This window comes from Nostoc sp. DedVER02 (genome assembly GCF_034530675.2).
Lineage (GTDB): Bacteria > Cyanobacteriota > Cyanobacteriia > Cyanobacteriales > Nostocaceae > Nostoc.
The window spans coordinates 60,585-74,105 of record NZ_JAVRCP020000004.1 but is presented as its reverse complement, the minus strand read 5'-3'; the positions used below and the strand labels follow the sequence as shown (position 1 = coordinate 74,105).

Below are 13,521 nucleotides of genomic sequence, written 5' to 3'. Positions count from 1 at the left end.
TTTATATGCCAACATTAAACCAAAACTTGTGTCTAATATCGCTCACATAATGCCTGAGAGCAATATTTTTACTTGCAGATTTATCTGGATAGATGAACTGATCTTCTACATTGAGAACATATTTTTTTGTACATAGAGGCTGACCATGATTGTGGTGCATTGTCAAATGTACAATCGTTTGTTCAGTAAAATAAATAGGAGCTTCTTGAAGATTTGCTAAACGTTCGATAGCAAAACTCCAGTCAAATTCATGCCTAAATAAGATAAATCCACCATTTACTGGATTTAAGTTTTCACAATCATCATAAATAATTCGTTTGTCAAGCGACAAAGAACAATCAGGTAGATAAAGAGAGTATTTTTCCTCCGACTTACTCAAATCTATTAAGTCAATTCCACCGGGGAAAAATAAAATATCTGAATCAGTATAAATCGTAGTACCATTAACAGGAATTGACATTAATGCCGACAACTTTTTACCCAGTGGATGCAATTGAGCATAATCAAGAACACATTGAGGTAAATCCGTTCTCAGGAAATTTTGTAAAAGTATTACTTGAACGCAGGGGTGGATGCGGTGGAGTAAATTACAACTAGACTCGGTGTAACTGCCATCAGAAATTACAGCAAATGTATCTGGAATGCCGACATGACGAATGAATGAGCGAATACTTGCCACTTGTTCTGGTAAATCGCGTTCGCATGAGAATGCATAGACACTTATCGGAACTTGCCGAGTTTGTTTGATGGGAATGCTAGCAATCTGAGAAATAGCTGCTTTATATAGGGAGCGATTAAATTTACCCTGAACTTTAGCAGCATGATAGCCTATGTTTACCATTTATTTTTCCTGATTAAAATTATAAATAATTAGCTAGGAGAATAAACTCGTAATTCGCAAATTACGAATTACGTAGCTTGCTTCTCGCCAGAGGCGAGTATTACGAATTACGAATTATAGTATTGCATCTGGTGATATTCCCAAAGCTTGCCTTGACGTGCAAGTAATTCTTGATATTTGCCTTGTTCTACTATTCTTCCTGCTTCTAAGACCACAACTTTATCTGCTTTAGAAATAGTAGAAAGACGGTGAGCGATCGCAATTACTGTTCTACCTACAGATAGCTTTTCTAAGGAATCTTGAATTAAGCGCTCGGATACAGAATCTAAAGCACTAGTTGCTTCATCCAAAATCAAAATTTCTGGGTTCCGTAGTAACGCTCGCGCGATCGCAATTCGCTGTCTTTGTCCTCCAGATAATCTAACACCCCGATCTCCTAATTGGGTATTAAAACCTTCGGGCATTTCTAAAATAAATTCCAGCGCATTCGCTAATTTAGCAGCTTCTTGAATTTGCTCATTAGTGGCTTGTGGAGTGCCGTAAGCAATATTTTGCCAAACATCAGTATTGAAAATAAATGTATCCTGACTGACGACAGCTATTTGGCGACGTAGAGAGTTAATTTCAAACAGTCTTATATCAACTTCATCGATATAAACATTTCCCTCTGTAGCACTATAAAAGCGAGGGATTAAATCAGCCAGAGTTGTTTTACCAGCACCAGAGGCTCCAACTAGTGCAGTCATTTTACCCTTTTCAATGGTTAGGGTAATGTTATGTAGCACTATATTTTGCTCATCGTAGCCGAAATCTACAGATACTAAATTTATTGCCCTTTCTAAAGCTTTAAATTCAAGTTTTCCATTCTGAAAATAATATTTATCATCACTTTTCAACAGATTTTTAATATTGTCTGCTGAACCGTGTAAAGTACTGAGAAATGCTCGTGTGCCATTAATATCTTGAACAAATGGGACAAAGCGAAATAGCACAAAGAAAAATGTTAGCAAAGAAGCGACTTGTAGCGTTCCATTACTAACCAGGCTAGTGAATGCTAAAACAATCATCCCCACCAGTACCGTAGTAGCTGCTCCTTCGGCAATTGGCTTGACAAGTGTCCAAGTGAATACAACTTTAGTTGTAGAACTTACTACCTTGTCGCTAGCTTTGTAGTAACGCTGACGTTCAAATTCTTGAGTACCACAAGAATGAACAGTGCGAATCCCATTAATAAATTCTATAGCTGTTGATGTAAAGTTAGCATTGGCAGTCGTCATGCCAAAACTGGATTCTCTAACTCTGGCATTCAGATTGGATAACCCTACTCCTAAAAGTGTAAATAGTAATGCTGAAATTACAGTTAGTTGCCATGATATCAAAAACATTGATATTAAGTAGACAAGAGTTGTTATGCCTCTAGTTACTAAAAATGCTCCCCCACTAAAACCCTGTCTGATTCTTTCGATTTCTGTGGTTATTGTGTTAATCAGTTCACCAGAGCGAGTTTTGGCAAAGTAACTTAACGATAATGATTGTAACTGTTCAAAAATTTGCTTGCGTAAGCGATCGCCAAAATGCAGTTGTGATAATTCTGTATAAACTTGTCCAAAATAATTGAAGGCTACACGTAACCAAGTACTCAATAATATCAGCGATGATATGCGGTATAGACGATTAATTGCTGATGACTTAGACCCTAAGATTAAAGTATCAAACCATTCTATTCCTATTTGGACAGGTTGAGCGTTTGGACTAGTTAAGCTTTGCAAGAAGGAAAGTAAAAAACCAATGCTTACCCCTTCAAAGGTTGCTGCTAAAATTGAGAATGTCAGAGCTAAAATTACTATTTTGCGAAAGTGTTTAAATTCTCGCAATATCAAATAGTTATCTTGCCAAAAGCTGGAAGCTTTGAGCAGACTACGGAATTTTTGAGGGAGTTGAGAATTCATGGATTTTATAATAATAGTTTGGGAAGGTAGATAGATCAATACTGTTCAGTTAAGGGTTAATTCTTTTTTTGAACGAACCGCATTCGCGCAGCGTCTCGTTAGAGAAGGACGCAAAGGGCGCAAAGGAAGAGAAGGAAGAAATGCTTAACTGAAGCGTGTTGTACTATAGATGCAATGTAAGCAATTTTTGCGTTAGTCTCAGTGCGGTAGATAAAATACCGCACATATAAATTACAGGGTTTGGCTATCTAGATGTAACAGATGAGACTGTGCCTCTAGTTCCCAGGAAGGTTTAATTTCTGGTAGTTTATTTAGCTGTACTGCATCTTCTAAAGTCCAACCATGAGATCCGGTCAAACTCATGTCACCGCGCAGCACGTTGAATAACTGGGGCAGATTGTCGAGATTGTATTTACCCATCCAATGCGCTAGCGGTGTGATGTTGTGCATGCGAAACCTCATTGCTTGAAAGAGTTTACCCCGTTCTCCGACACGCCATTCATGACAAAAGAGTGACCCTGGTGAGTAAACTTGCATCAATGCAATCAATCCCAGCATGACTGGACTTACTAATAGCAGCAATACTAAAGCAGCAATCCAATCAATTAATCGCTGCAATTGTCTCCAGGGTTGATTTGAAGGTTTATTGCCAGCAGGTATGCTGAGGAATATTGGTTTTTGAGCTTCTTGACACGCATCTGCCCAAAATCTCAGCAAAGCCTCACCCAGCTTTGGATCTATGCTTACCAAACTTACTGGAGAATGTTGTAAGCATTCTACTAGCGATCGCTTACTATTTAATGCAGGCAGATGCGGTTGTTTCACTCGTCCAGGCTGCTTCACCAACAACTGACCCCGCCGCCACTGGAGTGTGCAGTACCCACGATTATCTTGGTGTTCCTGGGTTACATCATATAAATTCTCTAGAGTTGGAATTATTGAAGCTGTCATAATGTCTTTGGGTTTATACAGGAGTGAATTACTGAGGCGCTATCAAAGGTAATTCGTAATTCGTAATTCGTAATTATGTTTCAAGTGAAGTTTCAATCCCCATTTGAAATAGAGTTATCTGTGGAGTTAGGGGTCTGACAAATTATGCTGAATTACTAGCAACGTTACTATCAATATTCATGGGTAATCGGTATTTTCCGGTAACTACTGAAAGTAGAAATATGTAGAGAGAAATTACCCATAAATTTATATCTACGTTTACTTGCACTGAAGTGTTTGTTGTATCGATAGATTTCCTAAAACCAGTCTGCTTTTATCTTCTAGCCTTTATGAAGTGCTTTAATCTCTAGAATATAAGACTATTTAGGAATAGCGATCGCTCCAATAAATTCTTTATTTACTCTTTAAAGAGCCAGTGATTTCTCGGAAAAGCCATAAAGATCGGATAAATCTACTAAAATTTTCCTGATAGCAATAAAATTAAATTTTGCTCATTAAAAAGTAGGGTAACACTGATATGCTACCCTACTCCATGTTACTTTAAGTAACAGTAATTACGAATTACGAATTAAGCTGCTACTTTTCCACAGCTTGACGGAGAGCCAATTGCTGTTGTTTGATATAAGGTACGTAATTACTGCTATTTGATACCCCATTAGCTACAACTCCAATCAGATTTAACTTACTCAGCATTGCTGTAGCTTGAGTCAACTGGCTTCGTGTGACAATACCAATACTTGCCACCATGACCACGCTACGACAAGATGATGCAGTAAGCATGGCATCTACTAAACCGAGAACTGGAGGAGCATCTATGAGTACCAAATCATAGTTTTCTTCAAAAGCTGCCATCAATTGCATCATCCGAGGGGAACTCAACAGATTAGCTGGATCGGCAGGTTTGGGGCCAGCAGTCAAAATATCGATGTAGGCGGAACCTGAATATTGAAGACTAATCTGATTGGGTAGATTTGCATCACTCGCCAATAGAGTTGAAAGCCCCTGTTCATTAGGAAGATTCAGTTGATGATGCAAACTGGGATCGCGTAAGTTGGCATCAATCAGTAACACCCTTTTGTGTAAACGGGCAGCACTCATCGCTAAACCTAACGCCAAAGCTGACTTACCCTCATCTGCTAAAGCTGAGGTAATCATTAAAGACTTCAAGTTAGCAACTGTATTTAAAAGTTCAATGTTCTTGTAAATCAGATCCAGCGATTCCCAACGTGGTGGAGATTGCAATACCTGAATTGTCCAAGGGGCGAGAACTTCTGGCTTGCCAAAGGGCAATTTTATCATTGATTCTCTGGGTTTGGCTGGCGGTAACTTGGGGGTTGTTCCGAGCAATGGTAGCGCCATTTGCTTCTCTAACTCAGCAGTGGTATGAACTGCATCATCAGCCGAATCTCGAATAAAGGCAGCAATGCTTCCTAACATCAACCCAACTACAGCACCTAACAGCAAATTCTGCTGAAGATTGGGCCCTAATTGTGCGCCTTTTTGGGGATCTTCTACCACTTCCCAATTAAATCCACCCTTGGAAAGTTCTTGCCGCAATTGCTGTTCTGCTCTTAAAAGTTGCTCTAATCTTTCACGACTAAATTGCAACTGCGGTAACATCCGATTGTAATAAGCCAAAAGAGGTGGGAAGCGTTTGATTTCCAAACGTAGCTCGTTTTCTTTCTGAGCTAAACTTTGATCGCGAGCAGTTAAAGCAACTATAGTTGTCTGCGTTTCTACTAACTGACCAGCAAGGCTAAGATCGATTTGGCCAAGTTGTCCTTTTTCAAGAAGAGAGTCTCCAGAAGTGAATGCACTAGCAGACTTTTCACCTAAAGTTCTTCCTACTTCTTGTTGCAATAATTCCTTCTGGCCCTGAAGCTGTTCTTTGAGCTTTTGCACACTCGGAGTCTGATCTGTAAAGCGTAGACGTTCTTGTGCTAGTGCCAGTTCTGTTTTTTGGATTTCGTTCAGTAAGCCTTGATAGCGAGTAGACTGACTCAGACGAGAAGCAACTAGAGCATTTTGAGGAGAACGGTTAAGTTGTTCTTCCAAAGATTTTTGGCGTGCTAAAGCTTCGCCATACTGAGCGCGAGTTGTCTGTCTTTCTTGGGCAATATTATTTAAACCTGTCTCAATCGCTTTGGCTTGCGACTCTGGATCGATTAAGTTCTGATTTCTGCGAAATCTTTGTAAATTTGTCTCAGCCGCGTTTACTTCTTCGCTGGCTTTACTTAACTGTTCCCTGATGATTTGTAGACCTTTTTGTAAACGCGAACTCTGTTGCTGTTTGTTATATTCAACATAAACTTGTCGAATTGCACCCAGAACTTTTTGTGTCTTTTCTGGATCTCCAGCAGTGTATTCAACTTGAAAGATTTTAGTAGCGACATTATCTTCTTTGCTTCTCAATTGAGTTAAGACTAAAGAAGATTTAATTTCACCTACACTGATGTCTGGATAATCAGATTGAAGTTTCTCAACTGCTTTTTGAATGAGTCCCGAACTCTGCATCAAGTTAAGCTGAGTTGCAGTATCTATCACAACATTAGAGTCGGTAAACTGGTTGTCTAACCCAGCACCTTCTGTTTTGCCTTGATAGTTAGGTTCTACTAGCAGTTGCATTGAACTTTTATAAGTAGGCTTAGTCTTTAAAGTTACTATGCCTGCAATCGCAATAGAACTAATCAATACTGCTAAAAACCAAGGAAATCTTCGCACAAATACGGCAAACAATTGTCCGTAACTTGGTTCGGTTTCAGAGGCTGGATTTATCTGAGGATTTAGGCTATGAACCACTTTTATTATCCTTGTCTTCAAGACTTACGCTAAGAGATATCCCGAAGAATTCCTATTTTTTACGAACCGCCAAGTGCGCCAAGTACGCCAAGGAGGAGAGAAAAAAATAAATAGGTATTCTTATAGCGGGGAGAGATTAGGGAATCAAATGAATATTTGATGCCCGCCACAAGTTTGGTTAATAATTTGCTCAACTTTACTAAAGAAGGCATTTTCTGAGAAGTTTGCTACTGCATGATTACGGATGCGATCGTAATCCCAAGAGATGCCATTAGCTTCTTGTAATGCAATTTGTAGAGATTCGGGTGTTTGTCTTTTGAAAAAGACTCCTGTTTCACCTGGTATTTGAGTATCTAATACTCCACCTGCACCATAAGCGATGACTGGTGTGCCGCTAGCATTTGCCTCTACTGGAACTAACCCGTAATCTTCTAAGGCTGCGACAATAATAGACTTGGCTTTGGAAAACAAGTCTTTGCGGGTTCTATCACTTACGTGTCCCAAGAACACAATATTTTTTAATGCTTTAGATTTTAACCGTTCTAATTCTGGCCCGTCACCTGATATTAATAAGTGCCATCCTAGCCAGTTAAAAGATTCGACTATTATATCAAGGCGTTTATAGCTAATCATCCGGGCTGAAGCCAGATAATATTCATCTTTTATATCTGAAAAAACAAATTTACTAGTATCAATTGGATAGTTCACCATCATTGCCTTTTTGCCATAAATATTTTCAATACGGCGGGCAACAACACTAGAATTAGCTATGTAAAGGTCGGGTTCCTGTGCATATTTCAGGTCTACCTTTCTCATTACTTGAAATACTTGTTCGATTAAAGGTGCAAAATATCTATAGTCTCCGTATTCTCTTAAATAAGTTGCTGTATCCCATAAGAAACGGGTGACGTTATGGCAAAAGCAAATGTGGCGAGCATTGGGATTTTTTCGGACTGCTTTGGCGAAGCTGGTGCTACTGCTAATAATTAGATCGTAGTCTTGCAGATCCAAGGCACGAAAGGCAGGAAAATATAGAGGAGCCATTGACCTGAAATACTTTGCTGCACCAGGGATTTTTTGTAAGAAGCTTGTGTTGACGATGCGATCGCCTAAATCGATAGTTTTTTGGCGATCGTACAGAGATGTGAAAATGTCTGCTTCGGGATAACGCTTACAAAGCAGTTCAAATACACGCTCTGCCCCACCTCGCTGGGTTAAATAATCGTGGACTAGAGCAATTTTCATCAATTTGACCTAAAGTTTCGATCGGGTTTGTTTAAACGCTCCCCAGTAACTTACTATCAACAACTTTAGTGTCCCGCAGTATAGCTTCCTATCCTCTTAACGAAATTCTGGCGACAAATACGTAGGGGCGTACAGCTGTACGCCCCTACAGCCGATTTATTTGTTGCTATTACCCAACTGCTACCAAGATTTTTTCTGGGGCGAAATAATTGTTTTGCTCAGTTCTTAGTTGGTCGCAGAGTCTGCCTTCAGGTAATTCTACATCCTCATAAGTGAGAACTTGATCCTTAGAAATATCCCGTTTCAGGCGACATCCTTCGGCTAAACCAATTGGTAGGAGATTTTGCTGTTGGACGATGGGGGAATTTTCACATTGTCCGTAGGTCATGTAGTAACCGATGCCATCTAGGGTTTCTCCAGCTTTCAGGTCGATTTTGGCAGTGGTGACAACATCTACTAATGGGCCTGCGAGTGGAGACATAACGGCATCACCGAAGAGGACTGCACGCGCTACGGACAGGGGAACTTCAAAATGACAGAGGTGATAAGGAGTATAGAAGCTGTAAAGAGGGCCTTCGCCTAATTTGTATAAGTTGAGATAGTGGCGTTGCTTGGGGTCGTCGTGTGTGGCAAATACATATACGCCTGGGCCTGGTTTTGCTCCAACTACATAATCGACAATACCACCCAGTTCTTTGAGTTGTTCAACATCATATAAATGGGTCATTTCCTCGACATAACCGTTGAAGTCATATCCCAACATTCCCCGTTTGGCGACTTTCATCCCTGTGGCATTGGCAACGATCGCTTGCTCAAAGGAAATTTTGGTTCCGTCGGCGAAGCTAGCCACCATGTGGGGCTTTTGACCCCAACGTTTAGCAAATCCTTCCTGGGTGGTGGGATTGCGATAAGGGTCTTGGAGTCCTTTAATGTTACCGCACAATAAGGGAGTTAAACCAATGCTTTTGACAAAGCGGTAGAGGTTCATTTGCACCCCTGGTTGATCGCCATCGCAAGCAGTAAGAATGACACCTGCTTTGTCAGCATAGACTTTCAGGATGGGGCCAATAGTGCCATCGAGTTCGGCATTCATCATAATCACATGTTTGCAATGAGCGATCGCTTCCATGATGACGTGAGCGCCAAATTCCACTGCACCTGTGACTTCGATTATGGCCTCGATGCCCTCAGCCCGACACAGTAACTTAGCGTCTTCTGTGACTGCATACTTACCGTTTGCGATCGCATCTTCTAATTCGCTGACAGTTGCAACAACTTGAATATCTTCAATTCCTGCTTCCGAATAAGCTTGTTTAGCTGCATCAATCTGGCGATTGGAGATAGCAACTAACTCCATTCCTGGCACGGAATTAACAATTTGGTTGGCAATTCCTCGACCCATAAAACCAGCACCGATCATTCCCACCTTGATAGGATTTCCTGCTGCTGCACGGGTTTGTAAGGCGCGATCGATAATAATCATGAACTAAACTCCTTTTTGGAACTGTTGGTTGTGATACAAATTCTCTATAAACTTGCACTTAATAATTTTTTACAGCTAAATATTAAGTACATTTTCATCGGAATTAAGATTATTGATAGCTACTAACTGTTTCTCTGCTAGATGCTATAGAACCAGTATGTTTTTTCTGGCTATGATTTTCGATAATTTGCTCCACAACATTTCTGTAGACTTGAGCAAACTTTTCTTTAGTATGATTTGCTCTTGCATATTCCCAAGCTTGACGAGACATAAACTTTAGGTCTTCAACAGGCAAATTGGAAATACTTATAACTTTCGTCTTAATTTCTTCAACGGAAAGGTTCTCGAAAATCACACCAAAATCGTGAACATCTACACCAGATTCGTAGCTTAAAATGGGAACTAACCCAGCTTGTAAGCAACTGATTACTGCTCCTGACTGTCCTTCAGAAACGGAAGGATAAACCAGTCCTAAACAGTTATTTGTAACCTCTATAAAATCAGGGCTACTAACATCAATCCACCCATAAGTGTGAATATTAGGTGTTTCGTACAGTTCTTTATAGAAAGCTTGCTCGAATTCTTTATCATTACTTACCGGGCCACAAACTGTTAAATGGTATTCCGGCATTTGGGCAAAAGTGTCTAAAACCAAATCTAATCCTTTAAGGACTAAAGCACTACCACCAAACCACAGAAAATGTTTTCTTACCGCTTCAAAATCTTTCTTGTCAGGATAGGGATAAACGACAGGCGAAGAAATTGGGATACGATACATTGGTTTGTTGGCATACTTGAATGTATCAGTTGTGAAATCGTTACCCAACACAATTGCACAATCGGCATATTCAATTCCCAAATTAGGAACCTCAAATCGCTGTGGTTTTAAGGTTACACCTTTGCGCTGTTGTACTTCTAGAAGCCTGTTACATTCAGCTGCATTGCGAAACACCATATTTGCAATGTCAACGTGGAAAATTTTGATGCAATCTTTATTAAGTTTTGGTGCAAGCGCTTCCATCCGGTGACGGATATCAATGAAAAAAGCGTAATCCTTTTGGGGAACGAATTTATCATTGTGGAACTGGATAACATCAACGTTGTAGCCCAAATCTAAAAAAGTTTGGGCGATTTGCCAAACTTCCCAGTACCAAGTATGGTCATTAGGCATTGGCTGACCAGGTTTTAACAGGAATGGCTCAATCCGATAAGAAAGAAGTACATTCCCCTTAGAAGGCTGCTTTGGCTTTAGAGAAACAACCTGTAATGTTTTCGCGTAATTAATCCGAGCTTGAACTTTTTTGGAGACAAAAGAGATAGTATTTTCAACGCGAGATAGAATATTTGACATTTATTTCTACCTAATTTAATTAACTTAATATCTCAGCTTTAATTAGTAATTGACCTCTGGATATGTATCAATTCTAATTATTTCTTTTCTTTGCGCTCTTTGCGTCCTTTGCGGTTCGTTAAAAAAATATTTTTACGAACCATTCAATACTTATCTAGAAGTACCGCCAACAGTCATCATTCTCAACAAAGGCCAACTCAAATCTTTCTCAGAGATTTCAGTCACATCTAAAGGCCAATCAATGTTAAAAAATGGGTCGTCATAGCGTAAACCTCTCTCATACCCTGGCGTATAAAATTCACCCACTTGATATACAACCTCAGTCTCATCCGTAAGCGCTTGATAGCCGTGAGCAAACATTTCTGGAACATACAAAGCACGGCGGTTTTCTGGAGTAAGTTCCACACCAATATGTGATAAAAAGCTAGGAGATTCAGGACGCATATCAATAATTACGTCATAAATAGCACCTTTAGTACAGCGAATTAACTTTGTTTCTGCTGCTGGCAGAATTTGATAATGCATTCCCCGGATAGTGCCTTTTTTGTAGTTAAAAGATAAGTTACATTGGGCAACAGTTGGCTTTAATCCGTGTGCTTCAAATTCTTGAGCGCAGAAAGACCGAGCAAAAAAACCACGGTGGTCTGGTTTTTCTTCTAAGTCAATAATGAATGCGTCTTTGAGTGCGGTTGCGGTGAAAATCATGTGATTCCTTTGAGATGAATGTTGAATAAGAAAAGCTTAGTATTTGCGTCAGAAAGAAACGAACCACAGAGGCACAGAGGGCACAGAGATATGAGAGTTTGAGAGATGTTTTGTGTCAGTCGAGCAATGCCCTTTCCTTCTCTTACTCTGTGTTCTCTGCGTCTCTGTGGTTAATTAAATTTGCATTTTTAAGTTGAAACTTTAACTGCATCAGATGTAGAATGTAACTCTATTCTGGGATAAGTATCATCCCAGTATTGGGTGCAGAGGTCTGGCCGTTCGGGGGGATTGGCGGTGTAACACAAGAATAGTGTTGACCTATCTTCTGTGCGAACTGTGCCATGATGCAAAGCATTTTTCGTATCTACAATAATGACAGTACCTGCTGGGCCTGGGCAGGATTTCCAAGCTGATTTGGGGATGACTGATTTTACTTGTTCATCATCGATACCCATATAGCCTGACTTATAAAGTTTGTAGTAAAGTTGAAAATAATTCCAACTAAAGAAAGGAGTTAAAGAGCGGGGAAGATATTGAAAAGGGCCAGTTTTTTCTTCTACATCATTTAAGTAAATAATGATTTTGATAATCCGACGGTCTTCTGCATCGCTATGCCATAGTAGCGTCCCAAACTGATGTTTACTCTTGAAATCTTTGCGTAAATGTATACCATGAAAAGCTATAGGAAGACCGATATAATTTTCGATGATGTTGAGTAGCCTTTTCTCTACACCCCAGGCATAAAATTCTGGTAAACCCGTAACTGTATAAATTTGTGGCAAACGTTCATTGAGATGCTCATTGGTAGGATTTTCCATCTGAGATAATTGATGGTGAGCAGCTTTGAGCATTTCAGAGCTAGAGTTGAACCCTAAATCTGCTAGTGTTGTGACGCAAACACCATCTTTTTTGAGAGTATTAAGGATGTTGCGATCGCGCTCTTCCAATGCTGGCAAATTTCTGCTATGCTTCCAACGAGCTAGGTAATATGCAAAGTCAGCCGAAAGTGTAGCTATTTTGTGTTTAATAGCGTTAAACATGGTGTAAATCCCTTCTATTTGTGAGATGTATTTGTTAATAACTTAGTAGATTAGGGCTTATGGATTCGTACTTCTTCAGTAGAGATTTCATTTGATTCTGCTAAAGCTAATTCTTTAGAAAGCATCACATCAAAAGCACATAAGCTGACTAAAGCCAAAAATGGAACTACTATTTTGATGGCGGACATCGGCCATCTTCTTAAAGCACCCAAGAAAACTTTCAAGTTTACTTCTTTACTGTTCTGCAAAAGCATCCGCCGACAAAACTGCTTAGAATATCCACTCTGCTCTAATTTCAAAATCACTTCGGGGATGTGTTTGTATTGCATTAACAGCGCTGATTTTGGTTCTTTCTGCCAATAACTCACACCAACAACACATTCTAAATAAGTCTCTTTAGTTACAATTACACTACCATTTGCAGCGCAATATCCGGCTAAATATGCTAAAGATATCCAGTTATTCTCAGCATCTTGCCAATTTTGGAGAGCGCGTTTTACTAAGTCAGTGCGATAAACTGTAGCAGTTAGAAAGATAACTGCGCCGACACTTTTTGAAAAACAATGTTCAAATATGGTTTTACCATCACCCTTTGCATCTTCGCTCTCAATATCAAACCAGCGATTCCCAACAATTGTTGGTGGATGAACTGGCTCACCGGTAATTTGGTTACGACCGGAAAAGTTGAGAAATAATAATGATAAATCTTCGTGTTGTCTGAGCTTACTAATTACATAACCAATAGCTCTATCTTGAATTGGGTCATCATCACCGATTGTCCAAACATATTTTGTTGTTGTAGACTTTAGGCAATACATGATATTTTTGACTACGCCTAAATTCTTTGAATTTTTGTTGGATCTAAATGTAATATTGTTAAGTATTGCTTGCCATTTTTGGATCACCTCTTGAGTATTATCTGTTGAACAATTATCAGATACTAAAATTTCACATTCATCTTCAAAACCTTTGAGAGCGTGAGCCAACCAAGTAAGTTGTTTATCTAAAAGCTGGGCACGATTGAATGTAGGAATAGCAATAGTCAGAAGTTTATTCATATTAAGCTCAAATCTGTATTGAAGAGGCTATTAACAGCAGATTCCTAATTAATTAAAAAGCTGCTTTGTATTTGATTTTTTTGTAATTTGGTAACAGAA

10 protein-coding genes are annotated in these 13,521 nt (G+C 39.5%); all 10 read right to left on the bottom strand.

Annotation, left to right across the window (positions count from 1 at the left end; genetic code table 11):
* Window position 1 precedes the first annotated feature (1 nt).
* Window positions 2-841, bottom strand: coding sequence for a hypothetical protein (locus RMZ41_RS07310; protein WP_322645444.1), 840 nt, complete (start codon window positions 839-841; stop codon window positions 2-4).
* Window positions 842-948: 107 nt separating this feature from the next.
* Entirely contained in the window at window positions 949-2,790 is a 1,842-nt protein-coding gene (gene hepA, locus RMZ41_RS07305) for a heterocyst formation ABC transporter subunit HepA (RefSeq protein ID WP_322645445.1), read from the bottom strand.
* A 231-nt stretch (window positions 2,791-3,021) separates the two neighbouring features.
* The gene (gene hepC, locus RMZ41_RS07300; protein WP_322645446.1) at window positions 3,022-3,741 is read right to left on the bottom strand and encodes a heterocyst development glycosyltransferase HepC; all 720 of its coding nucleotides are present in this window, start codon (window positions 3,739-3,741) and stop codon (window positions 3,022-3,024) included.
* 576 nt (window positions 3,742-4,317) lie between these two features.
* Window positions 4,318-6,540 (bottom strand): polysaccharide biosynthesis tyrosine autokinase, encoded by a 2,223-nt coding sequence (locus tag RMZ41_RS07295; RefSeq protein WP_322645447.1) that lies wholly within the window; start codon window positions 6,538-6,540, stop codon window positions 4,318-4,320.
* 144 nt (window positions 6,541-6,684) lie between these two features.
* On the bottom strand, window positions 6,685-7,785 hold the full coding sequence (locus RMZ41_RS07290) for a glycosyltransferase (protein ID WP_322645448.1): 1,101 nt from the start codon (window positions 7,783-7,785) through the stop codon (window positions 6,685-6,687).
* A 169-nt stretch (window positions 7,786-7,954) separates the two neighbouring features.
* Window positions 7,955-9,268, bottom strand: a complete 1,314-nt coding sequence (locus RMZ41_RS07285) for an NAD(P)H-dependent oxidoreductase (protein ID WP_322645449.1) — start codon at window positions 9,266-9,268, stop codon at window positions 7,955-7,957.
* A 109-nt stretch (window positions 9,269-9,377) separates the two neighbouring features.
* Complete coding sequence (locus RMZ41_RS07280; RefSeq protein WP_322645450.1) at window positions 9,378-10,619, bottom strand: glycosyltransferase; 1,242 nt, start codon at window positions 10,617-10,619, stop codon at window positions 9,378-9,380.
* A gap of 150 nt (window positions 10,620-10,769) precedes the next feature.
* Window positions 10,770-11,324: a dTDP-4-dehydrorhamnose 3,5-epimerase gene (gene rfbC / locus RMZ41_RS07275; RefSeq protein WP_292701878.1), complete on the bottom strand. Its 555-nt coding sequence runs from the start codon at window positions 11,322-11,324 to the stop codon at window positions 10,770-10,772.
* 188 nt (window positions 11,325-11,512) lie between these two features.
* Window positions 11,513-12,364 carry a phytanoyl-CoA dioxygenase gene (locus tag RMZ41_RS07270; protein WP_322645451.1) on the bottom strand — a complete coding sequence of 284 codons (852 nt, stop codon included), beginning with the start codon at window positions 12,362-12,364 and terminating at the stop codon, window positions 11,513-11,515.
* A gap of 50 nt (window positions 12,365-12,414) precedes the next feature.
* A complete protein-coding gene (locus RMZ41_RS07265) occupies window positions 12,415-13,422 on the bottom strand; it encodes a glycosyltransferase family 2 protein (RefSeq protein WP_322645452.1) in 1,008 nt (335 codons plus the stop codon).
* Window positions 13,423-13,521: the final 99 nt, after the last annotated feature.